The sequence below is a fragment of the Candidatus Accumulibacter necessarius genome (assembly GCF_036625085.1).
The window spans coordinates 538,281-563,714 of record NZ_JAZKUM010000004.1 but is presented as its reverse complement, the minus strand read 5'-3'; the positions used below and the strand labels follow the sequence as shown (position 1 = coordinate 563,714).

The 25,434-nt window shown below is 64.6% G+C and carries 21 protein-coding genes; 13 read left to right on the top strand and 8 right to left on the bottom strand.

The features are described 5' to 3' along the window. The first annotated feature begins 263 nt into the window (after nt 1-263). From V5B44_RS13815 to V5B44_RS13795, 5 genes are all read left to right on the top strand, one after another. The gene (locus tag V5B44_RS13815; protein WP_332359584.1) at nt 264-641 is read left to right on the top strand and encodes a transposase zinc-binding domain-containing protein; all 378 of its coding nucleotides are present in this window, start codon (nt 264-266) and stop codon (nt 639-641) included. Beyond that, nucleotides 642-1,481 carry a transposase gene (locus tag V5B44_RS13810; protein ID WP_332359583.1) on the top strand — a complete coding sequence of 280 codons (840 nt, stop codon included), beginning with the start codon at nt 642-644 and terminating at the stop codon, nt 1,479-1,481. Nucleotides 1,482-1,521: 40 nt separating this feature from the next. Then, nucleotides 1,522-3,153, top strand: coding sequence for a transposase (locus tag V5B44_RS13805; RefSeq protein WP_332359582.1), 1,632 nt, complete (start codon nt 1,522-1,524; stop codon nt 3,151-3,153). A gap of 366 nt (nt 3,154-3,519) precedes the next feature. After that, nucleotides 3,520-3,810, top strand: coding sequence for a nucleotidyltransferase family protein (locus tag V5B44_RS13800; protein WP_332359581.1), 291 nt, complete (start codon nt 3,520-3,522; stop codon nt 3,808-3,810). Between the two features lie 26 nt (nt 3,811-3,836). Beyond that, a complete protein-coding gene (locus V5B44_RS13795; RefSeq protein WP_332359580.1) occupies nt 3,837-4,214 on the top strand; it encodes a HepT-like ribonuclease domain-containing protein in 378 nt (125 codons plus the stop codon). 298 nt (nt 4,215-4,512) lie between these two features. Here V5B44_RS13795 and tnpC read toward each other — a convergent pair whose 3' ends face one another. Further along, the gene (gene tnpC / locus V5B44_RS13790) at nt 4,513-6,150 is read right to left on the bottom strand and encodes an IS66 family transposase (protein ID WP_332359579.1); all 1,638 of its coding nucleotides are present in this window, start codon (nt 6,148-6,150) and stop codon (nt 4,513-4,515) included. A 331-nt stretch (nt 6,151-6,481) separates the two neighbouring features. On the opposite strand from tnpC, the gene mtnA reads away from it, so the two are divergent. Both mtnA and V5B44_RS13780 read left to right on the top strand, forming a co-directional pair. Continuing rightward, complete coding sequence (mtnA, locus tag V5B44_RS13785) at nt 6,482-7,489, top strand: S-methyl-5-thioribose-1-phosphate isomerase (protein WP_332359621.1); 1,008 nt, start codon at nt 6,482-6,484, stop codon at nt 7,487-7,489. 102 nt (nt 7,490-7,591) lie between these two features. After that, entirely contained in the window at nt 7,592-9,208 is a 1,617-nt protein-coding gene (locus V5B44_RS13780) for an NAD(P)/FAD-dependent oxidoreductase (RefSeq protein WP_332359578.1), read from the top strand. Between the two features lie 15 nt (nt 9,209-9,223). Here V5B44_RS13780 and V5B44_RS13775 read toward each other — a convergent pair whose 3' ends face one another. After that, nucleotides 9,224-9,361, bottom strand: coding sequence for a hypothetical protein (locus V5B44_RS13775; protein ID WP_332359577.1), 138 nt, complete (start codon nt 9,359-9,361; stop codon nt 9,224-9,226). Nucleotides 9,362-9,996: 635 nt separating this feature from the next. Between V5B44_RS13775 and V5B44_RS13770 the strand changes: the two genes are divergently transcribed. Next, nucleotides 9,997-10,416 carry an OsmC family protein gene (locus V5B44_RS13770; RefSeq protein WP_332359576.1) on the top strand — a complete coding sequence of 140 codons (420 nt, stop codon included), beginning with the start codon at nt 9,997-9,999 and terminating at the stop codon, nt 10,414-10,416. A gap of 163 nt (nt 10,417-10,579) precedes the next feature. On the opposite strand, the gene coq7 is transcribed toward V5B44_RS13770, so the two are convergent. From coq7 to V5B44_RS13755, 3 genes are read right to left on the bottom strand one after another with little or no spacing between them, the layout of a single operon-like run. Then, a complete protein-coding gene (gene coq7, locus V5B44_RS13765; protein ID WP_332359620.1) occupies nt 10,580-11,200 on the bottom strand; it encodes a 2-polyprenyl-3-methyl-6-methoxy-1,4-benzoquinone monooxygenase in 621 nt (206 codons plus the stop codon). A 48-nt stretch (nt 11,201-11,248) separates the two neighbouring features. Next, nucleotides 11,249-11,824 carry a CNP1-like family protein gene (locus tag V5B44_RS13760; RefSeq protein WP_332359574.1) on the bottom strand — a complete coding sequence of 192 codons (576 nt, stop codon included), beginning with the start codon at nt 11,822-11,824 and terminating at the stop codon, nt 11,249-11,251. Further along, the gene (locus tag V5B44_RS13755; RefSeq protein ID WP_332359573.1) at nt 11,821-12,366 is read right to left on the bottom strand and encodes an RNA pyrophosphohydrolase; all 546 of its coding nucleotides are present in this window, start codon (nt 12,364-12,366) and stop codon (nt 11,821-11,823) included. The genes V5B44_RS13760 and V5B44_RS13755 overlap by 4 nt, the downstream gene beginning before the upstream one ends. Nucleotides 12,367-12,581: 215 nt before the next feature. Between V5B44_RS13755 and V5B44_RS13750 the strand changes: the two genes are divergently transcribed. Further along, nucleotides 12,582-14,306: a proline--tRNA ligase gene (locus V5B44_RS13750; RefSeq protein WP_332359572.1), complete on the top strand. Its 1,725-nt coding sequence runs from the start codon at nt 12,582-12,584 to the stop codon at nt 14,304-14,306. Continuing rightward, nucleotides 14,294-14,896, top strand: a complete 603-nt coding sequence (locus V5B44_RS13745; RefSeq protein WP_332359571.1) for a lytic transglycosylase domain-containing protein — start codon at nt 14,294-14,296, stop codon at nt 14,894-14,896. Before V5B44_RS13750 ends, V5B44_RS13745 begins: the two co-directional genes overlap by 13 nt. Nucleotides 14,897-14,915: 19 nt before the next feature. Here the strand turns inward: V5B44_RS13745 and ffh are convergent, their stop codons facing one another. Then, entirely contained in the window at nt 14,916-16,271 is a 1,356-nt protein-coding gene (ffh, locus tag V5B44_RS13740; RefSeq protein ID WP_332359619.1) for a signal recognition particle protein, read from the bottom strand. Nucleotides 16,272-16,302: 31 nt separating this feature from the next. On the opposite strand from ffh, the gene V5B44_RS13735 reads away from it, so the two are divergent. The 3 genes from V5B44_RS13735 (at nt 16,303) to V5B44_RS13725 (ending at nt 23,227) form a co-directional block, all read left to right on the top strand. Beyond that, complete coding sequence (locus V5B44_RS13735; protein ID WP_332359570.1) at nt 16,303-17,142, top strand: cytochrome C assembly family protein; 840 nt, start codon at nt 16,303-16,305, stop codon at nt 17,140-17,142. A 302-nt stretch (nt 17,143-17,444) separates the two neighbouring features. Further along, nucleotides 17,445-19,154: an autotransporter assembly complex protein TamA gene (locus tag V5B44_RS13730; RefSeq protein ID WP_332359569.1), complete on the top strand. Its 1,710-nt coding sequence runs from the start codon at nt 17,445-17,447 to the stop codon at nt 19,152-19,154. Beyond that, on the top strand, nt 19,151-23,227 hold the full coding sequence (locus V5B44_RS13725; RefSeq protein ID WP_332359568.1) for a translocation/assembly module TamB domain-containing protein: 4,077 nt from the start codon (nt 19,151-19,153) through the stop codon (nt 23,225-23,227). Before V5B44_RS13730 ends, V5B44_RS13725 begins: the two co-directional genes overlap by 4 nt. Here V5B44_RS13725 and V5B44_RS13720 read toward each other — a convergent pair. Together V5B44_RS13720 and V5B44_RS13715 are read right to left on the bottom strand one after the other, a co-directional pair. Next, a complete protein-coding gene (locus V5B44_RS13720; protein WP_332359567.1) occupies nt 23,224-24,261 on the bottom strand; it encodes an L-threonylcarbamoyladenylate synthase in 1,038 nt (345 codons plus the stop codon). The two genes, V5B44_RS13725 and V5B44_RS13720, sit on opposite strands and share 4 nt — an antisense overlap. Continuing rightward, the gene (locus V5B44_RS13715) at nt 24,251-25,408 is read right to left on the bottom strand and encodes a 5-(carboxyamino)imidazole ribonucleotide synthase (protein ID WP_332359566.1); all 1,158 of its coding nucleotides are present in this window, start codon (nt 25,406-25,408) and stop codon (nt 24,251-24,253) included. Before V5B44_RS13715 ends, V5B44_RS13720 begins: the two co-directional genes overlap by 11 nt. Nucleotides 25,409-25,434 lie beyond the last annotated feature (26 nt).

Below are 25,434 nucleotides of genomic sequence, written 5' to 3'. Positions count from 1 at the left end.
CGCGTCCCGCAGCCAGCAGGCATTGAGGCCACAACTGTAGGGGCGTACAGTTGTGGCCTCTCGATTGCCCGACTCGTATCCCCCATGTCTGCCGCCTGTGCCCCTGCTCGCACTGCCGTCTATCGCCGTCGCCGGCCCGAACGTACCGTGCTCTATCGCACCGTGCAGACGCACCTCGCCACCTGGCTCGAACTCTCCTGCGATAGCCGCCAGGGCGCTTCCGGCCCAGCCCATGTCGAACGCGAGTTCCGCCGCTATCTCGAATGCGGGATTCTCGCGCATGGCTTCGCCCGCGCACGATGCGCCGAGTGCGGTCACGATTTTCTCATTGCCCCCTCGTGCATTCGTGCAAGGGCCGTGGTGTCTGCCCCGCTTGCAACACCCGGCGAATGGTCGAAACCGCCGCCCATCTGGCCGACCACGTTTTCCCGCGACTGCCGGTCCGCCAGTGGGTGTTGTCGGTTCCGAAGCGGCTGCGTTATCACCTCGAACACGATCCGGCGATCGAAACGCTGGCGCTGCGCATTTTTCTGAGCGTCGTGGAACAAGCCTTGCGCCGCGCCTGCCCGGCTGCGGCTCCCGATTCCCGGATCGGCGCGGTGGCCTTCATCCACCGCTTTGGGGCGCTGCTCAATCCGTAGGTGCACTTCCACTGCCTCGTCATCGAGGGCGTTTTCGCGGCGGATGCTTCAGGAGGGGCGACGTTTCACGCAAGCCGTGCCCCCGACCAGAAGTGGCTCGACGAAATCCACGCCAAGGTCCGCCGGCATCTGCTGCGCGCGCTGACCCGACGTGGTGTGCTTGATCCGGAAGACGCCGAGGCGATGGCGAACTGGGCGCATGGTGGCGGCTTCTCGCTCGACGCCAGCCTGCGCATCGAGGGCACCGACCGCCCGGGTCTGGAACGTCTGCTGCGGTATTGCGCTCGCCCGGCCTTCGCGCTGGAGCGCTGGCGTGAAATCGACGCCGAACACTTGGTCTACGAGAGCATCAAGCCGGGTCCCGGCGGCAGCGTCAGCCTCATGCTCACGCCCCTCGAACTGATCGAGCGTCTGGCGGCGCTGATTCCGCCGCCACGCCGACATCGGCATTGTTACTACGGGGTGCTGGCACCGAACGCGTCGCTGCGGGGGCAGGTCACTGCGCTCGCCGGCGTGCCAGACGGTACGCCGGCGGCAGCCGTGCCCGCTGCGCCAGGCGCCACGCCATGCCGGGCGTCTGAGGGGACAGAGGAAGCACCGAGGGAAGCGGAAGCGGTCCTCCGTCGCGCCGCCGGTTACGCCTGGGCGCTGCTGCTCATGCGGATCCATGAGGTCCTTCCGCTCGTCTGTCCACGCTGCGGCGGCGGGATGCGAATCATCGCCTTCATCACCGACGCCGGTGCCCTCCGCGAGATCCTGACCCATCTGGGCGAACCGACCTCGCCGCCACGTTTGATCCTATTTTCCTCAGTTGAACCTCCCGTCATTAGTGCAAACTGAGGATTGATGAGGGTTTTCGGCGAAGAGGGAGGGTCACCCGATGGGTGAGATGGAGTTTGAGCGAAAGTCGCTGGTCAAAGCGGTCGATGGCGCCTTGCAGGAAGTGGAACAATCGGCGGTGGAAATACGGGTTACTACCCCCGGCGGGCGGTTTCATGTTCGCTGGGACGAAGGCGGAAGCGCCACGGCTTTGGGGCAGTTGCCGTTCTTTGCCGAGTTGCTTGAAGTCTCGGGATTGTTTGCCCGGTGGCGGGACGGGTGTCCGATGACCTACACGAGCCCCAATGCGCCCGAGGTGGTCGACGTTCTCGGCACCTGGCTGCTGTCGATCCTGGATGGCCAACGGCGCTATGCGCATGTGACCGGACTGCGCGGCGACGAAGTCGCGCCACAGATTCTCGGCATGAAGAAGATCATCAGCGACGAAAGCCTGCGGCGCGCACTGGCGCACCTGGCCCCGAACCAAGCCAAGCGCTGCAGCGACGCAGAACGCGCCGCGCGTACCGCCCAGCTGGCCAGGAGTACGGCCTGGATGGACACAGCGCTGTCGGAGAGCACGCGCGAGGCCCTGCGGACGCCCTGGATTCTCGACGCCGACACCAGTGTCAAGTTGCTCTATGGCCACCAGGCGGGTGCCGAGATCGGGTACAACCCCACCAAGCCGGGACGTCCCAGCCATACCCTGCATACCTACTGGATTGGCAACCTGCGCCTGGTGCTCGATGTGGAAGTACAAGGCGGCAAAGCCCATGCGGCCAAACATAGCCTGCCGCGTCTGCGCAGGCTGCTCGAGCGGCTCACCCCCGAGGAACGTCCCGTCCTGGTGCGCGGCGACATTGGTTTCGGCAATGAACGCGTGATGGCCGAGATGGAGGAGATTGGGCAGCACTATCTCTTCAAGCTCAAGCAAACGCCCGGCGTCAAGCGTCTGATCGAGCGGCTCTGGCGGCAAGGCGACTGGCAGGGCGTCGGCCAAGGCTGTGAGGCGGTCGAAGGCGAGCTCCGGTTGGCGGGTTGGAGTGGCGCGCGGCGTGTGGTGGTGCTGCGGCAGCCAGTCAAGTCCAGTCTGGTCGCCCAGACAAGCCGCAAGAGCCGACAGCCAGAACTGCAGTTCCTTGACCCTCCGGAGACGACCAAAGTCTGGGAGTACGCCGTCCTGGTGACCAACGCGGAGTACTCGCTTGAAGCCATGGGCCAGCTCTACCGGGATCGGGCCGATTGCGAGAACGGCTTCGACGAACTGAAGAATCAATGGGGCTGGGGCGGCTACACCACGCAAGACCTGGAGCGCTGCAACCTCTCGGCGCGAGCGGTGGCACTGATTTACAACTGGTGGAGTTGGTATGTCCGCCTGGCGCATCCAAAGGCACGCCTGGAGGCGATCACCAGCCGCCCCCTGCTGCTCGCTGGTGTCGCCCGCCTGACTCAGCACGCCGGCAAATCCCGCCTGCTGCTCACCCTTTCCCATGCGGCGGGGGATCAGATCAAGGCGATGATCGCCAGTATCCGCAGGGGTCTTGACCATGTTCGGGCAACCGCGCCTCAGTTGCCGAAAGCCGCCCGCTGGCCTGCACTGCTCCGCTACATCGTCGATAAGATCATCGCCGCCAAACCCAAAATGCCGCGGCACACGGCCCTGGCTTCCCCTGCTCTGGCTGCCGCAATCGGCTAACAGAGGAATTTAGGTTGATGAAGGCCCGTGCGCCCCCGCTCTGGGAGGTGCAGGGCGCCAACATGGGCGAGGACGAGGCGCAGGCTCAGTCGGCGCCGGAGTACCAATTCGACCAGCGCATTGCCTGGTAGGTGCCAATGCGCAAGGGTCCAGCCTGAAGCAAGACGAGCTGCCATCGCCCGTCGTGGGCCGACTCGTGCCAGGGGCCATCCGCCCGGCCGGTCCGGCCCGGCGGATGGCCCCTGGCACTGAGCGGGGCGGGATTCGGATGACTTTTCAAGGGCCACCGGGGCGAAATACGAGATTGACGCCCCTTGATGACGGCTCATATACTCTCGATGGTGCCGTTGGAATTCCTATCCTTTTATGAAACCTTCTGATGCCCTCACAACCCACCGCGCGGCGTTGCGGAGACTCGTCAGTCGCTACAACCTCATGCGCCCGCGCGTCTTCGGATCGGTTTTGACGCGCACCGATACGGAAGACAGCGACCTCGATTTGCTGGTCGATCCCACAGAATCCACGACGCTGTTCACCCTTGCCGGTTTGCAAGCCGAGGCGAGGGAGTTGCTGGGCGTGCCGGTTTCGGTATTGACCCCGAACGGGCTGCCGCCGAAATTTCGTGACCGGGTGCTGCAACAAGCCGAGCTTCTATGACGCACCCGGAGCGTGTCGAAGACTACTTGGAACACATCGCCCAGGCCATCGCCCGCGCCACGGGCTACCTGCAACACACCGAAAATCTGGCGGCTTTCGAAGAGGCTCCGCTTTATCAGGATGCCGTCTTGCGCAATATGAAAATCATCGGCGAGGCGGCGACGAAGATTCACAAAGCGGCCCCCGATTTCACCGCGCGGCATCCCGAAATTCCGTGGGTGAAAATGCGCGAGATGCGCAATCTGCTCATTCACGAATATTTTTTCGTGAATCTGGCAATTGTTTGGAGCACTGTCAAAAACGATCTGCCGCCGCTTCAGGAGCAAATTCAAGCCGTGTTGATCCAGCGCCGCCAGGAACAAGAAGAGCAGAACCAAGAACAAGGTCAAGGCATGTCACGTTAAGCTTTGGCCGGAACGTGCTGCTCACCGGGTAGCGCGACCGTCGCGGAGGCGACGAAGGCGCATCCTGGCGGGAGCGCTGTGGCCGTGTCTTCCGCCGCGATGATTTCCGGCAACAGGACGGGGTTAAATTTTGCTGGCCTCGCGCCGCTTCGCGTTTTGCGAACAAAGGGCGCAACCCGTGAAATGACGCGATCCCCGCTTTGCCCGACCCTGAACCGAACAGCAGTCGTTAGTGGCGCTTGAATAGCATCATGGGACTACACATGATGCTCGAAAACCTGAGTTCATACGTAACCAATCACCCCCCTACCGAGACGGCGGGCAAAGGCGGCATCGGTAGTCCTTGGCGGCCAGCCTGAAGGGCGGCGGTGAGGTAATCCCAAGCGGACGCCTTCCTTGCGCGACAAGTGTCGATGATGCTGGCGAGCAGCGCAAACGCTCGAGTTCCTTGCTCGCTGCGGGTACCGAAGCTCAGGCGACGAGCGATGACCCAGTGGCGCAACAGACGTTCGGCCGCATTGTTGGTGAGCGGCAGGCTGGGGTCGAGTAGCGGCCGGATGATTGCTTCCCAATCGTTGAGCATCTCGCGGCAGAATTCGCCGAGTTTGACGAAGGGACTGTGTTGGTGGCGTTCGCACAAGGCCTTGAGTTGGGCCAGGGCTGGCGCCTGTCGCTCGGCCAAATCCTCGGAAGGGCCATCGCGGGCGGCCTGGATCGCCTGTATCAGACCACTCATCAGGTCGAGGAGTTGCTGCCCGACCTGACTCGTGTGCCGGCAAGTGGCCTCGGCCAGTCCGCGGGCCTTGCGCAGGAGATGTGCCAGGCAGCGAATGCGATTGAGGTACGAACGGTAGACCGCGTAACCATCGCTCATCAGGCAGCCACCAAAACCACCCTGCAGGGCATTGACGAAGATCTCGGCGCTGCGTGCGCCGATGAAGTACACCACCGTCGTCACGGCGTTGAACACCCACAACCACAGCAACTGGCCACTTTCTCGCCACGGCGTCTCGTCCAGGTGCAGCAGGCCGGCGCGCTCGATCTCCTCCAGCAGCAGGTCTTCGACCGGCGCGACCTGGCCGGCGCTTTGCCGTATGGTCTGGTCGATGAGTCCGGCGGACAGTTGCAGTCCGAGCAACTCCCAGAGGAGTTCCCGGACCTTGGCGCGCGAGAGCCGATAGCGCAGGCAGAGCATGACGATCAGCCCGGCCAGGCGCGGCCCGAGCATCTGCTGGGCATCCACCCGTGCGCCTTGCCATTCGGGCAGGACCAACGCACGCGGCGGCTGATGGAGGCTGCAGTGGCCGCACCCGCACGGGGCTTCCCAGAACCGGTGCTGAGTCACCCACAGCCGCAGGCCTGGGGCGTTCGGATCGGCCGGCAGCACTTCGATTTCGTCGTAGCCCCCATAGGCTTGGCCCACCGGTTCGGCTGCGAAGGGCTCGTCACAGGCCGCGCATCGCTCCGGCCAATGATCGAGCACGGCGTTGACAGTCAGCTTCTGGGTTCGGCCAAACCCGGGCGCGCCCGGCTGCCGCCCCGGGCGACGCGCCGCAGGGGCCGCCGTGCCGGAAGGCGCCTTTGCCACCGGAGCGACGTCGTCGCTCGCCTCAACCGCCTCTCCGTGTTCGTCGGCCATGGTCGTCGGCGGATCCCCATACGCACTGTCCGTCGGCGGATCACGCTCCGCGGCCCCACGCGGTTGGCGATAGACCGAATCGCTTCCGGGCGGACGCGAACTGTTACGGGAGTCCTGGTTCAATCGGTCCCGCGCCTCCTTGAGGTCAGCCAGCAGGCGCTCCGCCAACCGCCGCAACGCCTCGTCCTCAAGCCGCGACAGAGCATCGCGGTCGAGTTGGCGAAGATCGTGGTCGGTCAGATGCATGGCACGACGGGCTTGGCTGTGGGCAACGGCGCTCAGTCTAATGCAACTCACGCTCAGTTCCCACAAAAGCGTATGTGGTTTCTCAGCTTACATCGGTAAGCTGTTGAGAAAAAACGATCGGGCGGATTGTCTGATCGCCCACGACGGCATGCGCACCGGCGCACAGCGGTCACGAACCCCGTCGTTCGTCCGCAGGCACGGCCGCGGGGGCTGGTGGCCAATCGGCGGGGAGGGGGAGTGAACGGTTACGTTCATACAGTTACGCCGCCGACCCTGAAATACTGGCGGCGCACCGGGCCTATGAGCGTCAACTGGCTGACTTGGAGCGGCGGGAAAAGGCGGTTCAGGCCAGGGCGCGGCGCATCAGAACGCTGAGACAGCACTGCCGCACAGCTATCCGGTCCTGCGGCTGCACAGCCTTGATGACGTAGCCCAAGCCATCCGCAGCATGCAGGTCCGCGGCGCGCCGCTGATCGGCGTCAGCGCCGCTTACGGCGTTGCCCTGGCGCTCGCGCGGGGGGCCGATGACGCAACGCTTGCCGCTGCCCTGCAGACGCTGGCCGCGGCGCGTCCGACGGCGGTCAACCTGCACTGGGCGCTGGCCCGCCTGCAAGCCTGCCTGCTGCCGTTGCCACCCTCGGCGCGTGCTGCCGCCGCGTGGCTCGAGGCAGGCCGGATTGCCGACGAGGACGTCGACCAGTGTCGCCGGATCGGCACCCACGGCCTGCAGCGTTTGCTCTCGTGTCGGCGGGCTGGCCGCCACCGGCTCGAGATCATGACCCATTGCAATGCCGGTTGGCTGGCCACCGTTGATCACGGCACTGCGCTGGCGCCGGTCTATGCCGCTTTCGACGCGGGAATCGACAGCCATGTCTGGGTTTCGGAAACCCGCCCACGCAATCAGGGGCTGCTGACGGCCTGGGAGCTGCGGCAGCACGGCGTGCCGCATACCGTCATCGCCGACAACGCCGCCGGTCTGTTGCTGGCGCGCGGCACGATCGACGCGGTGATCGTCGGTGCCGATCGCATTGCCGCCAACGGCGACGTTGCGAACAAGATCGGCACCTGGCTCAAGGCGCTGGCGGCGCAGGCAGCCGGCGTACCGTTCTACGTAGCCGCGCCGCGCTCGACGATCGATTTTGCCTGCGCGAGCGGCGGCGACATCCCGATCGAGGAGCGCGCCGCTGACGAGTTGCGGCTTGTCCATGGTTGCGATGCGGCGGGGCAGCCCGGCGTGTTGCGCCAGTTGTCGGCCGACGAGGCCGTCGCCAATCCCGCCTTCGACGTCACGCCGGCGAGCCTCGTCAGCGCGTTGATCAGCGAACGTGGCGCCTGTGCGGCAAGTCGCGAAGGGCTGCTGACGCTCTACCCGGAGGAGCGACATGGCTGAGCTGCGGCAGCAGTTGAGCGAGATGGCGACGGTCCTCGAAAAGTTCGCCGGCTACGGCCAGCAGGCCTGAGCCTCTGCGCCGACCTTTCCCGGGAACCACGCATGCTGCGCATCAGCGAAATCCGCCTTCCCCTTGAGCATCTGCCGGCAGCGCTGCCGGCGGCGGTTGCCGCCCGCCTTGGTATCGCCGAGGAGCACATCCGCGAACTCAGCGTTTTCCGGCGCAGTTGCGATGCGCGCAAGGCCAGTGCGCCGACCTTCATCTACAGTGTCGACGTCGCGTTGCCCGACGAGACGGCGGTGCTCGCCGGTTTCGCCGACGATCCGCGGGTGCAGCCAACGCCGGACATGCGCTATCACTTCGTCGGACAGGCGCCGGTATCGCTGGCGACGCGACCGGTCGTCGTCGGCTTCGGCCCGGCCGGCATCTTCGCCGCGCTGATCCTGGCGCAGAGCGGCCTCCGGCCGATCGTCGTCGAGCGCGGCAAGGCGGTCCGCGAGCGCACGCAGGATACCTGGGGGCTATGGCGCAGGAAGGTCCTCGACCCCGAGTCGAACGTCCAGTTCGGCGAGGGCGGCGCCGGCACCTTTTCCGACGGCAAGCTCTACAGCCAGATCAAGGACCCGAAGCACCACGGCCGCAAGGTGCTCGAGGAATTCGTCAAGGCTGGCGCGCCGGCGGAGATCCTGTATGTCAGCAAACCGCACATCGGCACCTTCCGGCTGGTCGGCATGGTCGAACAGATGCGCCACGAGATCGAGCAACTCGGCGGCGAGATTCGCTTCCAGCAGCGGGTGACCGGGCTGCAGATCGAAGCGGGGCAGGTGCGCGGTGTCACGCTCGCTTCCGGCGAGGAACTGCGTGCCGGGCACGTGATCCTGGCGCTCGGCCACAGTGCCCGCGACACCTTCGCCATGCTGCACCGCGCCGGCGTCTTCATGGAGGCCAAACCCTTTTCGATCGGTTTTCGCATCGAACACCCGCAATCACTGATCGACCGGGCACGTCTGGGACCGCACGCCGGCAACCCCTTGCTCGGTGCCGCCGACTACAAGCTGGTCCATCACTGCCGCAACGGGCGCTCGGTGTACAGCTTCTGCATGTGCCCTGGTGGCACCGTGGTGGCCGCCACTTCCGAGCTCAACCGGGTGGTGACCAACGGCATGAGCCAGTACTCGCGCAATGAGCGCAATGCCAACGCCGGCATCGTCGTCGGTATCACGCCGCTCGACTACCCCGGCGGGCCGCTGGCCGGCATCGAGCTGCAGCGCGATCTCGAAGCGCGCGCCTTCGAGCTGGGCGGCAGGACCTACGAGGCGCCGGCGCAACTGGTCGGTGATTTTCTTGCCGGCCGGCCATCGACCGCGCTGGGCACGGTGGTCCCTTCGTACCAGCCCGGCGTTCGCCTGACCGATCTCGCCAGCGCCTTGCCGGACTACGCCATCGACGCGATCCGCGAAGCGCTGCCGGCCTTCGATCGCCAGATCCGGGGCTTTGCGATGCCCGATGCGGTGCTCACCGGCGTCGAGACGCGCACCTCTTCGCCGCTCCGCATCACCCGCGGCAAGGATTGCCAGAGCGTGAACGTGAAGGGCCTGTACCCGGCCGGCGAAGGCGCCGGTTACGCCGGTGGTATTCTCTCCGCCGGTGTCGACGGCATCCGGGTTGCCGAGGCCGTGACGCGGGAGATGCTCAGGGGCGGGGCTGTCAAGGTCTGACCCAATCCGCACAAGTCAGCTTGGCGCGGCATGACTCAACACCAGCAGGACCCCGTGAAAATGCACCACTCGTTCTTCCTGCTTCCCGACCGACAGCAGCGCCTTGATCGGCGTGACGGCATCGGGGAAGATCGGCAACAGGCGTTGGGGCATCGAGTTCTCCGACAAGACAGGCGTGGCGTCGGGTGAAGCCCCCTTTCCGCCTTCTCGGGCAAGTAGAGGACCTTCGCCTCCAAGTCAGCGCGCCCTGCCGAGCGCACCAAAAAAAAGCGCGGCTCGTGGAGCCGCGCTAAATCCACACCAAAGGAGGAGGGTGGAGGAGACAAAGGGAGAGGCCGGTTGCTGCCGAACTCAAATCTGACTGGATTGAAACGGATTATGTCTCTTCCCAGATCAAAGGTCAACTATTTTTTGTGCATTGCGCCATGCTTTTTTGCGGCATCAATGTGGCAACCGAAGGCAAAGCAAAATAAATAATAATAGCAAGATGATGGAGCTATTATAGGATATTAGTTACATAATATGCAACGCAACACATGGCTGGTTTACGGTGGTATTGCGCTTCGAATGTTGCGATGCAGCATTCATGTCAGGGGCGCGCGACCTGGAACTTCCGGCTACAATCATCCCTGAGCGAGAAATGACGGTGTCCATTGGCGAGGTGCTTGGCACGAGGTATGAACACGCACCTCTTGCGGGTGCCCGTTGGCATTGACCTATCGGACCGGGCCTTGTTGCCTGTCGAGGCCGGCGCGTCCGTAAGCCCATCTGGAGAATAGGAGCAGCATATGGAATGCAAGGTGAAGTGGACCGGAGACGGGATGTCCTTTATCGCCGAAACGGGCAGCAATCACGCGCTGGTGATGGATGGGGCTCCTGAGGCCGGCGGGCGCAATCTGGCACCTCGGCCGATGGAACTGCTGCTTGCCGGGACTGGCGGGTGCGCTGCGTTCGACGTTGTCCTGATTTTGAAGAAGGGGCGTTACGGGGTGACGGGATGTGAAGTCAGCTTGCAGGCAGAGCGCGCAGAGGCGGAGCCAAGAGTGTTTACACACATCCATTTTCACTTTCGGGTTAGCGGCAAGCAACTCAAGCAGGATGCGGTTGCGCGCGCCATCGAGCTGTCCAAAGACAAGTATTGCTCGGCCTCGATCATGCTTGGCAAGACAGCCACCATCACGCATGATTTCGAGATCGTCGAAAGCTAGAGCGATATCGTCTATTTTATAGACGGTTGTGATCGGTAATTACAGTAAGTTATGAGGTTAGAGGAGTCGTGGATAAAGCTTGCCACGACTCCTGAAAGCGCAGTTCCTCTTTGACTTGACGGATCTGGGCCGTATGAACATTTTGCGCGAGCAGCCAAACGCACTAAACGTAGTAAGCGGTACGGGTCATTGTTCGCGATGCCAGCTTCATGGCCATGATGACCGCTGCAGGCAATTCGCGTGCGCCGAGATGGACAGCGGTTTCCGCGTGCGCAATCTCGTCGAGACGCATCTGGGACACGATTGCCCGGGACCGAATGTCCTGAATCGGCAGCTCGCTGAGGTGATGATCAAGGTGCGCTTCGACCTGTCTCTCGGTTTCGGCCAGGAAGCCCAGGCTCCAGGGGTCGCCCAGTTTGCCAGCAGCGATGCCGATGGTCAGCGCGCCAAGGTACCAGACCGGGTTCAGCAGGCTTGTGCGCCCGCCCAGCTCAACAAGGCGGCGCTCGGTCCAGGCCAGATGTTCAGTTTCCTCGTTGGCGGCTTTCAGCAGTGCGTGCTGCAGGTTCGGATCGTGACAGGTCAGTGCCTGTCCCTGGTAAAGTGCCTGCGCGCAGACCTCGCCGACGTGGTTTATCCGCATCAGCGCGCCGGCATGCGCTCGCTCCTGGTCTGACAGCGCCGCTTCCGGTTCGTGGCTGCCCGGAACCGGACGATTGGTGGGCGACGGGGCAAACAGCGTACGTAGCGCCTTGTCGAATTCGATGACGAGTCGGTCGCTGATCATCGATGGCCTTTGTTGTCTCGGCTGGCGTGAAGCATGGCCCGGTCCCTAGCGTCGCATCGCCGCAGGGTGGCCGCCGAGGCGTAGCGCCTGGCGCACTTCGTCGGCATCCCGAACGGAAATACCGAGCGGGCAGAAATAATTGGTGAAGAGCTCCGCGTGGTGTCGATTGAGCGTGTTCTCCCGGACTCGTATCCACTGATCGCTGCGTGCCCTGGACCAGGTCTGGTCCGGGCGGCCCAAGGCATAAAGCCGGCGCTCGCCGGTAGCGCAGTTCATGCCCTCGTAGCTGACATTCTGAGCCCCGGAAGGGCTGATGATCACCAGCGTGTAGCGCACCAGCCCGCCGCTGACAAAGGTCAGCGAGTCGCTGTCTATCAGGAACTTGTTGTCGGTTGTCGCGCTGACGACAAAAGGGATCAGGTGCTCTGTCTGCGGAAACGGCGGCAACTGCACTTCAACTTCCGGTCCGCGCCGTTCGTCCAGATCACGCTCGGCAGTGGCTGAGCAGACTGCCAAAGGAAAAGTGCCCACAGCAGCCACAAGCCAGCGTGCGAGTGTCCCTGCCGCCAACCACCGGCGAATTCGCACCCTAACTGTCGGTACAGGCAGGGCGCGCTTCATTCCTTGCTCACAATTTCAGCTGCCACAGGCGCACGGCCATGCGTGGACGGATGACGCACTCGACGGTGATCTGAATTGAGAAAACGCGCGAGCTCATTCAAGGCCTGCTCATAGACCCGGCGCTTGAACTCGATTACAGCGTCAAGAGACACCCAGTAGTTGTTCCATCGCCAGGCGTCAAACTCGGGATGATCACAGGCGCGCAACGACACGTCGCAGTCGCGCCCAATCAGACGAAGCAGGAACCAGATCTGCTTCTGGCCTCGGTAACTACCGCGCCATTCGCGTCTGACCCAATGCGTCGGCACATCGTAACGCAACCAGTCCTTGGTCCGACCGAGAACATAAACATGCTCGGGTAGCAATCCGATTTCTTCATGCAACTCCCGGTACATCGCCTGTTCGGGCGTTTCGCCCCGCTTGATACCGCCCTGCGGGAACTGCCATGAATGCTCTCGGATACGCTTGCCCCAGAAGACCTCGTTCCTGGCGTTACAAAGAATGATGCCGACGTTCGGGCGATAGCCTTCACGGTCAAGCATTTCAAAAACCTGCAAATTGATTGATTGAACGCATTTTTCCACAATTCAGCGGCGTTGCAAAGCGAACCGTGCGACTTGCGGCCGCGCGGCCTGCTTTCCTCCCTGAGGCTTGGCCCGCGGCCTGTGAGCCGATGCCGTAGCACCTCGCAATTGGCGCCCCAGTTCGGCCACCTGTCGAGTAAAATGCCGGCTTTGGCCCTGCTGACCTGATTGCCATGCGGACTTCCCGGTTTTTTTTATCGACACTGAAAGAGGCACCCTCCGACGCCGAGGTGATCAGCCACCAGCTAATGCTGCGGGCCGGTATGATCAAACGTCTGGCGGGCGGCATCTACACCTGGATGCCGATCGGTTTGCGCGTGGTGCGCAAGGTAGAGCAGATTGTCCGGGACGAGATGGATCGGGCCGGGGCAATCGAGTTGTCGATGCCGGCTGTCCAGCCGGCCGAGCTGTGGCAGGAATCCGGGCGCTGGGACAAGTATGGTCCCGAACTGCTGCGCTGCAAGGATAGACACCAGCGCGACTTCGTCATCGGTCCGACGCACGAGGAGGTGATTACCGACGTCGTACGCAAGGATGTCAAGAGCTATCGCCAGTTGCCGGTTCATTTTTACCAGGTTCAGGTGAAGTTCCGCGATGAGATCCGGCCGCGTTTCGGGGTCATGCGCGGCCGCGAGTTCCTGATGAAGGACGGGTACTCCTTTCACAGCAGCTTCGAAGACCTGCAGCGCGAATACCGCAACATGTTCGACACCTATACGCGGATATTCACCCGTCTCGGGCTGAAGTTCCGTGCCGTCGCTGCCGACACGGGATCGATCGGCGGCACCGGATCGCACGAGTTTCACGTTCTGGCAGATTCCGGCGAGGATGCTCTGGCGTACTGTCCGGACTCCGATTTCGCGGCCAACGTAGAACTGGCCGAAGCGCTGGCTGGGGGCGGAAGCCGCCCGCCAGGTACCGTCGTCATGTCCAGGGTTGCCACGCCGGGCCGAATCCGATGTGAGGATGTCGCCGAACTTCTGGACCTCCCGGTGAGCAGGACGGTCAAGGCGATTGCCGTCATTCTGAGTTCGCCGGCCGGTGGTGCTGGGCAGTTCGCCCTGATCCTGCTGCGCGGTGACCATAATCTGAACGAGCTGAAGGTGCAAAAAACCCTTGGCGAGTTCCGTTTTGCGCGCGACGACGAGATCCTCGACAAGCTGGGCTGTCAGCCTGGCTATATTGGTCCGGTCGGCGTCGTCGATCTGCCCATCTTCGCCGATCGTAGCGTGGCGGTGATGGGCGACTTCGTCTGCGGCGCCAACGAAGTGGGTTTCCACCTGACTGGAGTCAACTTCTCGCGCGATGTCGCCGAGCCGACGCGAGTCGGCGATTTCCGCAATGTCGTTGTCGGTGACCTGTCTCCCGACGGCCGGGGCCGGCTGGAGCTCTGCCGGGGCATCGAGGTGGGCCACATTTTCCAGTTGCGTACCAAATACGCTGAGGCGCTGAAATGCAGCTTCCTCGACGAGGGCGGTCAGAGCCGGATCATGGAAATGGGTTGTTACGGCATTGGCGTCACCCGTATCGTCGGAGCTGCCATCGAGCAGGGCCATGATGAGCGCGGCATCATCTTCCCGGCGGCCATTGCCCCTTTCCAGGTGTGCATCGTTCCCATGGCTTACGCCAAGAGTGAGGCAGTGCGGGCGGCTGCCGATGCCCTCTACGCGGAACTGACGGAAGCCGGTATCGACGTTCTGCTCGATGACCGCAACGAGCGTCCCGGGGTAATGTTCGCAGAAATGGAACTGATCGGCATTCCGCACCGTGTCGTGGTTGGCGAACGCGGTCTCGCGGAGGGAAAGCTGGAATACAAGGGACGCGTCGAAGCAGCGTCACAGATGATCGGCAGGGCAGAGATCGGCCAGTTCCTGAAGGAGCGACTATGCGTTACCTGACGGCGCTGTTCGCCTTTCTGCTCCCGCTCGCGGCGCATGCCGGTGCGCAGAAGTACGAACCCCTCTCAGCCAGCGTGCAGGCGGTGCTGACGCGATCGATTTCTGATCGGGCGCCGCCCAGGAGTTCCTTTCAGGATTCGATGGATGCCATCGACTGGCTGACCGAGATGTCACGGCGCCTCGAGAAGCGGATTCCTGACCGGGAAGCGCGTTTCGAATTCCTGCGCGCGGTGCATTACGAAGCGACGCGCTCGGGTCTCGACCCACAACTGGTGCTTGGTCTCATCCAGGTGGAAAGCGGTTTCAAGAAATACGCCGTATCGAGCGCTGGCGCGCGCGGCTTCATGCAGGTGATGCCCTTCTGGGTGAAAGTCGTCGGACGCAGTGACGACAACCTTTTCCACCTGCGCACCAACTTACGCTACGGTTGCACCATTCTTCGCCACTACCTCGACATCGAGCGTGGAGATCTGTACCGCGCGCTCGGTCGCTACAACGGCAGCCTTGGCCAGCCGCAATACCCGAATGTGGTTCGCGTGGCGTGGCAGAATCAGTGGTCTTACACCAAGAGGAAGCTGGCGATGCGCTGAGGCGGGCGCCCTGCGGCGCTCAGCGCATTCCGGGCATCATCCCCTTGAGACCACGCATCAGCTGCGACATGCCGCCGCGCGAGAACTGCTTCATCATCTTCTGGGTCTGCTCGAACTGTTTCAGCAGGCGATTCACCTCCTGCACCTGAACGCCGGCACCGAGCGCGATGCGGCGCTTGCGCGCGGCCTTGAGCAACTCGGGCCGGCTACGCTCGGCAGGCGTCATCGAGTTGATGATGCCTTCAATCCGTGCCACTGCCTTCTCTTCGCCGCCGGCCGGCAACTGGCCTGCCGCCTGTGAGAACTGTGCCGGCAGCTTCTCGATCATCGACGAGAGGCCACCCATCTTGCGCATCTGGCCGATCTGGTCCTTGAAGTCGCTAAGATCGAAGCCCTTGCCCGACTTGAGCTTCTTGGCGAACTCGATCGCCTTTTCCTCGTCGATGCCTTTCCTAGCGTCCTCGATCAGCGACAGCACGTCGCCCATGCCGAGGATTCTCGAGGCCATTCTCTCCGGGTGAAAGGCTTCCAGGCCAGTCAGCTTCTCGCCTATTCCGGCGTACTTGATCGGTTTGCCGGTCACGTGACGAACGGACAGTGCGGCACCACCGCGCGCATCACCATCGAGCTTGGTGAGGATGATTCCGGTCAGCGGCAGGGTCTCGTTGAAAGCCCTGGCCGTGTTGATCGCATCCTGCCCCTGCATCGCGTCGACGACGAACAGCGTTTCGATAGGTTTGATCGCCGCATGCAGTTCGGCGATTTCCTTCATCATCGCCTCGTCGATCGACAGACGGCCCGCGGTGTCCACCAGCAGGACATCATGGTAGTGACGCTTTGCCCAATCGACCGCATTGCGTGCGATGTCGACCGGCTTCTCGGTCGTCGCCGAGGGAAAGAAATCCGCTCCGGCCTGGGCGGCAACGGTCTTCAACTGCTCGATGGCCGCCGGGCGATAGACGTCACAGGAGACAACGAGAACCTTCTTCCTCTGCGTTTCACGCAACATCTTGGCCAGTTTGGCGACCGTGGTCGTCTTGCCGGAACCCTGCAGGCCAGCCATCAGGACAATCGCCGGCGGTTGGGTCGCCAGATTCAGCCCGGTGTGCGCCTCGCCCATCAGCGCTGTCAGTTCACGATGGACGACGCCAACGAGTGCCTGCCCCGGGCTCAACGAGCCGATCACCTCCTCGCCAATGGCCTTTTCCTTGACGGCGGCGATCAGTTGCTTGACCGCGGGCAAGGCCACGTCGGCCTCGAGCAGGGCGAGGCGAACCTCGCGCAAGGCATCGGTGATGTTGCCTTCGGTCAGGCGCGCTTCGCCACGCAGGTTTTTCATGACGCGGGCAAGGCGTTGGGTCAGGTTGTCGAGCATCTGGATTCCGGCTTGGTGTAAACTGAAAACAATGTCCGACATTCTACTGCACCTTCTACCGCACATCGTTTCATCGCTGCTCTATGCCGCGCTGGGAATCCATTTCTGGCATACCCGGTGGCGTGAAACCGACCAACCGCTGGTGACCCTGCCGATGCAGCCCTGGGAGCGGGCGGCCATCTTTGGCGCCCTCGTGGTGCAGGGTTTTGGACTCTACGAGGGGCTGTTCAGCGCTGGCGGCATGCGGTTCTCGTTCAGTTTCGCGCTGTCACTGATGCTCTGGCTGGCCGTCATGATCTACTGGCTGGAGAGTTTCCGCTCGCGCATGGACGGACTGCAGCCGATGGTGTTGCCGCTAGCCGCGCTGGGTGCGGCAGCTCCGGCCGTGTTTCCGCACCTTCGCGTCGTCGCCCACGCCGGCGCCTGGGGTTTCCAGCTCCATTTCCTGACTGCGATGCTGGCCTACAGCCTGTTTACCCTGTCGGCGCTGCACGCGGTGTTCATGGGCTTTGCTGAACGCAAGCTGCATCAACGGGCAGTCACCAGGAGCCTCGGTAGCCTGCCGCCGATCCTGACCATGGAAGCGCTGCTGTTTCGCATGATCTTCACTGCTTTCTGCCTGCTGACCGTCGCGCTGGTCAGTGGCGTCATGTTTTCCGAGGTGATCTTCGGCAAGGCCGTGGTGTTCGATCACAAGACCTTGTTCGCTTTTGCCTCGTGGGCAATCTTCGCCGCCCTGCTGGTTGGACGCCGCGTTTACGGGTGGCGGGGCCGCATTGCCCTGCGCTGGACCCTGGCTGGATTCATGGTGCTGTTGCTGGCATATATGGGCAGTCGATTTGTCGCCGAGGTCCTGCTCGGTCGCCTTTGACGTTGCCGCACCTCCGGCCGCGAGGCGCGCGTAGCGAAGGGCGGCCAAATTGACGGAGAACCGGCACCGTCACTCACCATCCGGCGCCATTGCCGGCAATCCCCGGCATCTCGGAAACGACTGCTCAGCCACCCGCCTGCGCAGCTTGGTACGGCTGATCTTGCCGCCAGCGGCCAAAAAGGGTTTATCCTATGCCGCCCGCCGAGCCTTGTGCCGGTGCCTGAACGGTGTCGCAAGTCCGTTGAGGCGTGGAGAGAAAAACCCAGGCCCGGATTCGCCGCTTGACAGACCCGCGCTACCCAATGCACAAGCTCCTTCCCCTCGCAGCGCTGCTGCTCGCCTTGCCTGCCGCCGCGGTGGTGCCACAGTTGCAGGCGCCGGATGAGGTGCGCGAACTGCTGGGCAGCTTTCTGGAGATCGGTGAGGTTTCGGATGCGCCGGCCCAGGCGGCTTTCGAACGCCGGATGCAGCGCGAGGTGGCGGACCTGCTGGCGACCGAGGGCTACTTCTCGCCCAGCGTCGCGCTGCGCCAGCAAGGTGAGCAGCTGTTGCTGACGGTCGACCCTGGTCCGCGCTCACTGATTGGCAACGTGCATATCGACATCGCGGGTGATCTCGATCCGGCGCGTCGCGAGGCGCTGGTGCGCTCCTGGAAACTGAACGTCGGTCAGCCGTTCCGGCAAGCCGCCTGGGATGATGCCAAGCAATCCCTGCTGGCCGACCTGCTGGCCGTTGATCACGCTGCCGCTCGCCTGCAGGAAACCAGCGCCGAGGTCGATCCAGAAGCACACCGGGTCGATTTGCGCGTGATCGCTGATGCCGGCCCGCGTTACCGCTTCGGCGACCTGAAGATCAGTGGTCTGCAGCGCTACTCGCCAGAACTGGTGGCGCGCTTCAATCGCAGCGTCAGGCCTGGCGAAGGCTACCGGGAAGATCGTCTGCTGGCCCTGCAGGCCGCACTGCAGAGCGCACCCTATTTTGCCTCGGTCAGTGTCTCCCTGGAGCGCGGCGACGATGACGCAGCAGCTGCCGCCGCCGCGGACGGCTGGGTGACGGCGCCGGTACGCGTACAGCTCCGAGAGCGGCAGCCCTATCAGGTGTCGTTCAGCGTCGGCTTCAGCACCAACACCGGTGCGCGCGCCGGAGCCACCTACCGCAACCTCGATTTTCTCGGCCGCGCCTGGGATCTGCAGACCGGCGTGCGTCTGGCGCAGTTGCAGCAGACGGCTTCTGCCGATGTCTTCTTGCCGCCAGACGAGGAACAGGGCCGCAACGGTGTGGGCATCGCTGTCGAGAACTCCGATATCGAGGATCTGGGCATCCAGCGCTACGCGATCGGCGCGACACGTCTGCAGCAGCTTGGCAGCGTCGAGCAGCGCCTCAGCCTTAACTGGCAAAACGAGCGGCAATCGCCGCAGGGGGCGCCGTCCACCACCAATCGCGCCCTGACTGCACAGGCTGGCTGGACCTGGCGGCACGCGGTCGATCCGCTGGATCCGGCAGAGGGGACCTCGCTGCAGTTCCAGGTTGGCGGCGGCAGCAAGCAACTGCTTTCCGATCAGAACTTCGTGCGTACCTACCTGCGCTACAGCCAGGGGATTCCGCTCGGTGCCAACAACGCACTGCTCTTGCGCGGCGAACTCGGGGCAACTTTTGCCCCCTCGTCGGCGGGCATCCCGCAGGACTTTCTCTTTCGTACCGGCGGCAGCAACACCGTACGCGGTTACGCCTATCAAAGCCTCGGCGTGCAGGAGGGCTCGGCAATCGTCGGCGGGCGCTACCTGGTGACGATGAGCGGCGAATACACGCACTGGATCAAGCCAACCTGGGGTGCGGCGGTTTTTGTCGATGCCGGTAATGCGGTCGACGACTGGCAGGCGATGGATCTCGCGGTCGGCTACGGCGTTGGCGCGCGCTGGCGGAGCCCGGCTGGACCGCTCGGCATTGACCTCGCCTACGGCCAGCGTGAGGGCAAGCTGCGGCTGGACTTTTCCCTGGCGATACCCTTTTGAATAACGACGAATTGCCAGCGATGACCCCGGACACGACTGCCGCCATGCCGGCGCCGGCGCCGACGCCCACGCCGCCGCCGCCGCCGGTGCGCTCGTCGCTCCGACACTGGCGATGGCTGGCGCCACTCACCGCCCTGCTGCTGTTGTTCGCCGGCGCCGGCTGGCTGTTTGGCAGCGAGGCCGGCCTGCGGCTTAGCTGCCGGGTGATCGAGCGGCTCGCAGCCGGTCAACTGACGCTCGAAGAGCCAGGCGGCACGCTCGGCGGCTCGTTCTTCCTGCCGGCCGTGCATTGGCGCAGTGAGACGCTCGATGTCCAGGTCGAAGCGTTGCAGCTGGACTGGCGCCCGCGCGAGCTGTTGCGCGGGCGAGTGGTCGTCAGCAGCATCGCTGCGGCGAGTCTGCGCGTGTCCAACGTTACGAGTAGCGAGCCCGTGCTGTTGCCCGATAGCCTGGGACTCCCGCTGGCGGTCGAAATCGAGCAGTTCCAGCTCGGCCGGCTTGAAGTCGGTGATCATGCCTACCCGAACGGCGAGGCGGCAACGGTCGCCGAGTCGTTCGCGGCGCAACTGGTCAGCGATGGCGCGCTGCATCGCGTGCTCGAGCTACGGGTGCGGGTGGCGGGTCTGGCGGTCAGCGGTGAAGCCTCGCTGGGCGCGGAAAGGCCGTTCGCACTGGTGGCGAAAGCAGGCATCGAGGGTCAAGCCGGTGGGCGGCGGCTGGCGTTCGATCTGGCTGCCGATGGCCGGCTCGAAGAGTTCGCGCTGGTCGGCAGTGCGCGGCCGCTCGAGGCCGCGGCCGGCGACCGCTTCGCCGGTGAAGTCGTGGCGAGGATTGCCCCTTTCGCAGCGCAGCCGGTCGTCGAAGCGGCGGCGGAGCTGACGGGGGTGGACCCCAGAGCCTGGATTGCCGGCGCGCCGCAGGCAGAATTTGACCTGCGTGCCGAATTGCGGCCGCTGGGCGAGTCGGCCGGCGCCTTGGGGGGGCGGCTGCAGCTGGTCAACCGTCGTCCCGGAGCCGTCGATCGTCAGCTCGTGCCGATCGAGTCAGTCACCGCCGGACTGAATCTGAGCGACCTTGAGCTGGACCTGGCGGATCTTGATGTTCGTTTGTCCGGCGGCGGACGCCTGCAGGGGAGTGGCAGCCTGCGCGACGCCGAACTGGCTCTGCGCCTGGCGGTGACTGCGCTTGACGCGAGTGCGTTGTACACCGGGTTGCGCCGTACGCAACTCGCGGGTCCGCTGCGCGCCCGCATCGGCCTCAATAGCCAGCAGCTCGAAGGCAAGCTGCGCGACCCGCGTTTCGCGATCGAGGGCAAACTGGCGATTGATCCAGCCGAGGTCACTGTCGAGACCCTGCAGCTGAGCAGCGGTGACGCGCAACTGACTGCCAGTGGCAAAGTTGCGCTGGTGGATACCGGCCAGTTCACCGTCGCAGGTAGCCTGAAGGATTTCGATCCCAGCCGCTTTGCCAAGCTGCCGGCGGCGCTTCTCAATGCCGAGTTTGACGCGCAAGGCAGCCGCCAGCCGCAGCTCGCCCTCGGACTGCGCTTCCAGCTGCGCAACAGCCGCCTAGGTGCGGCAGCGCTTGCCGGCCGTGGCGAGATTGATCTCGCCGGGGAGCGGCTGCGCAAGGCCGACATCGAGCTGGCCGCGGCCGGCAACCAGCTGTCGGCGAAAGGCGCTTTCGGGGCACCGGGCGACCGGCTGACCGTGTCGATTGCGGCGCCTAAGCTTGACCTGCTTGGCGTCGCCGGCGATCTTGCCGGCGTGGTGGTTGTCGGCGGTGGCCTCAAGACGCTACAGCTGTCGGCGGATGTGCATTCGACGCGTCTAACCGTCGCCGGCATCGGACAGCTGCGTCGGCTGGATCTCGAAGCCGAGCTGGGCAATGGCAGTCAGGGTGCGCTGGTCGGCAAGCTGCGACTGGCCGGACTGGACCTGCCTGGCGGCGAAACCGTTGCTCAGGACCTGCAGCTCGATGCCCAGGGTGTTCGCAGCAGGCACAGTCTACGCGGGCAGTTGGCTTTGCCCGGCAAGCGTGGTCTTCGCCTGCTGCTCGAGGGTGGTCTCACCGCGCAAACGGCCGGCCTGAGCTGGGCTGGCACCTTGAGCGAGCTGACACTGTCCTCGGTCGTCGATGCGCAGCGGCCTTTCGTCAGTCTGGCTTCGGCGATGCCGCTGCAGGTGGCTGCCGCGGGCGTCAGTGCCGGCCCGGCCGATCTCGTCGGCGCCGGCTGGTCGGCCCGGCTGGAGCAATCGCGCTACGCGCAGGGCCGTTGGCAGACTGCCGGCAGCATGCGTTCCCTGCCGGTCGTGGCTCTTCTCGCCGAGTTCCCGGAGTGGTCCAGCGCGGTTTCGGCGACAGCGAAGGACAATGGTGACACGCTGCGGCTCAATGGCGAGTGGGATATCGGCAGTGCCGACCGTTCCGCGACGCCAGCCAAGGCGGCGCGAGTCGCCCTGCCGGGCGGGCGAGTACGGCTATGGCGAGAGAGCGGCGACCTGTCGATCGGCGGCCTGCCTCTCGGCCTCGAAGAGGGGAGCCTGAGCCTACTGGCCAGGGCCGGGCGTCTCGAAGGCCAGCTCAGACTGCAAGGCAAGCGGCTGGGTGAAGTAGACGGCGAGCTGAGCGCGGCGAGTTCGGCCAGCGCCTGGATCGATCGGCTGGCGCCCTGGCGCGGTAGGATCAGGCTGAACGCCCCGGATCTGGCCTGGGCGGGTCCGCTGCTCGGCCCGGGCTGGCAGGTGGGCGGTCGACTGGCGGGCGAGATGCTGCTCGCCGGTACGCCGGCGCTACCGCGACTTACGGGCGAATGGCGTGGTGACGGGTTGGCGGTGCGTGCGCTCGACCTGGGGATGCGTCTCGAGCGTGGCAAGCTGCTTTTGCAACTGAGCGGAGAAGCCGATGGTGACGTTAGTCTGATTCTCAAGCAGCTGTCTTTCGAGAGCGACTTGCAGCCGATGCCGCGCGTACTGTTGCTCGATCCCGGCATCGATGCCGGCCTGACCGGCAAACCGGGGCGCGTCGAGGCGAGTGGCGAGCTGCGCACCGGCAAGGTCGATGGCGTGTTGACCGTCAAGGCGGATCGGTTGGGTGTGACGCAGAGGCCGGATCAGTGGACACTGCTTTCCGGCGATGCGCGGATCAAGCTGGCTGGGGGCGCAGTTGAGATGCTGGGTAACTTCAAGCTCGACGCCGGCTACTGGGAGCTGGCCCAGACCGGTACGCCGCGACTTTCGGACGACGTCGTGATCAAGCGGGCGAGCGCCGGGCAGGCGAAGTCTTCACTGCCGGCCAGGCTGCTGTCGGTGAATGTGGACGCTGACCTTGGCCGCCACTTCCATTTTCGGGGCGCCGGCGTCGAGAGCCGGCTGGTCGGTGCAGTGAACATTCGCTCCGACGGAACCGGTGTGCCCCGCGCCACCGGTTCAATCCGCACCAGAGACGGCCGCTTCAATGCCTACGGCCAGAAGCTCGAAATCGAACGGGGCATACTGAACTTCCAGGGGCTGATCGACAACCCCGGCCTCAACATCCGGGCCGTGCGCGCCAATTTGCCGGTCGAGGCCGGTGTCGAGGTGACCGGGACAGCCAGGCGGCCGGTCGTCCGCCTGGTTTCCGACCCGGAGGTGCCGGATGCCGAGAAGCTCTCCTGGCTGGTGCTCGGGCATGCGCCAGACCAAACGGGTGGGCAGGAGTCGGCAGTGCTTCTGGCTGCGGCGCAGGCGATCCTTGGCGGGCAGGATGGCGGGCCGCTCAAGGCCATACAGCGCGGTCTCGGGATTGACGAGTTCGGGGTCAGCAGCGGTACGCTCGATGGCTCGGGCGAACGGCAGACGAGTCGTATCGCCAGTACCACCGGTTTTGGCGCCAGCGACACGACGAGCGATCAGATCGTCAGCGTTGGCAAGCGCTTGTCGTCGACGGTGTTGATCAGCTACGACCAGTCGCTCATCAACGTCGGCCGCGTCGTCAAGCTGACTGTCAACCTCAGCCGGAATCTCTCGCTCATCGGTCGCGCCGGGACCGACACCGGGCTGGACCTGCTCTGGAACTATCGCTTCGGGCGCTAGCCCGGCAGGTCCGTCCCCCGACCTGCACCGCAGGCCGCCCGGCGCAGGCGGTCGGCGACCGCTGCCCAGGCCGGCGTGGCCGGAATCTCCTCGACGACGATCAGATCGGTCGCCGCCTGGTCCAGTTCGCGCAGGGCGGCATACAGTCCGCTGGCGTAGCCACGTGGATCGCCCGGCAGGCGGCGCAGCTCAGGCGATGCGTCTTGATCCGGCAGCTGGCTGTGGCAAAGTACGGCGCAGCGGTGGCCAGCCTGACCTAGCCGGGCGATGACCTCGGCAAGGCGCCCGGGTGGCACCAGGCGGAGTGGCGTGCTTGGCGCATAGTGCGCGGCCAGCGAACCCGAAACCCGCGGCGTTCGATCGCCCGGTTGCCGGTCCGCGATCTCCGGCAGTACGCCGATGACGGTCGCGATCTGCTCGCGCGTGATCCGGCCGGGGCGCAACAGACGCGGCGGCATTACACTGCCTCGCGTCAGATCGAGAATCGTCGACTCGATGCCGACCGGGCAGCGGCCGCCGTCGAGGATCAGCTTCACCGCGTCACCGAGTTCGTCGCGCACGTGTGCGGCTTCGGTCGGACTGATCCGGCCGAAGCGGTTGGCCGATGGCGCGGCAACGCCGCACATGCCGGCCAGGCCGCCGCCGGCGCGAGCATAGGCGCGCAGCAGGTCGAGCGCCAGCGGATGCGCCGGCACGCGCAGGCCGACACTGTCCTGGCCACCGGTGACGGCACCCGGCACGGCCGCGGCCCGTTTGAGGATCAGGGTCAGCGGGCCCGGCCAGAAGGCCTCGGCAAGTTCCCAGGCGACGGCAGGAATGTCCCGCGCCCAGCGCTCGAGATAGCTGTCGGCGGGAAGATGGACGATCAGCGGATGATCGGCAGGTCGTCCCTTGGCGGTGAAGATCCGGGCGACGGCGGCGGGATTCGCGGCGTCGGCACCGAGGCCGTAGACCGTCTCGGTCGGAAAGGCGACCAGTTCGCCGGACTGCAGCAGTGCAACCGCGCGATCGATCGCGTCCAGCTCAGGACGCATCGACGATTCCGATCGCGGCGCGCGCTGTCATCGCGACCTGCCGGGCACGTTCCGGGTTGGCATCGAGCACGGTGAAATGTCCCATCTTGCGGCCGGGCCGGGCGTGATGCTTGCCATAGAGGTGCAGCTTGAGGTTGGCAAAGGCGTGCAGCTTCGACCAGTCCGGCTCGCGGTAGTGGTCGCCGGCGAGGGTTGTCTCGTACCACAGGTCACCGAGCAGGTTGACCATGGCCGCCGCTGAGTGCGCCCGCGCTTCGCCCAGCGGCAGGCCGCACAGGGCCCGTACCTGCTGCTCGTATTGGCTGGTGATGCAGGCGTCGATGGTGTAGTGGCCACTGTTGTGCGGCCGCGGCGCCATTTCGTTGATCACCAGTTCGCCGTGCACGACGAAGAACTCGACCGCCAGGGTGCCGATATAGCCGAGACGATCGGCGATCCTGCCGGCGAGCCCGGCGGCTTGGTCACGCAGTTCGGCCGCCACACGCGCCGGCACCAGGGAGACGTCGAGGATCCCCTTGCGATGGCTGTTCTCGGCGGTCGGAAAGCTCTCGATGCTGCCCGTTTCGTCGCGTGCCAGGACCACCGAGACTTCGCAGTCGAGCGCGAGCTTCTGCTCGAGGACACAGGTCTCGCCCTTGAAATGCTGGAAGGCGGCGATCGCCGCGTCGCGATTGACCACCACGGCTTGACCTTTGCCGTCGTAGCCGAAACGGGCGACCTTCAGGATACCGGGAAAAAGCCTGTCTGCGGCCTCGCGCAGGTCGTGCTCATGGTGGACTGCGGCGAAGCCGGCATGTGGCAGGCCATTGTCGCGCAGGAAGTTCTTTTCGGCGATGCGGTTCTGGCAGACGCTGACCGCTGCCGCTGACGGCCGCACGAGAACGAACTTGTTCAGATAGTCGAGGGTGCCGGCGGGCACATTTTCAAACTCGGTGGTAATCGCCGCGCAACCCTGCGCCAGATCGTCAAGCGCCGCGTAATCGTCGTAAGCGGCGAGCAGGTGGCGGTCGGCGATCAGTGCGGCAGGACTGTGCGGGTCAGGGTCGAGGACCCAGACGTGGTAGCCCATCTCGTGCGCTGCCGCGACGAAGAAGCGGCCGAGTTGACCGCCACCGAGCATGCCGAGGGTTGCAGGAGGAAGAATCATGGTGCATGGCTGTGGTCCGGACGGCC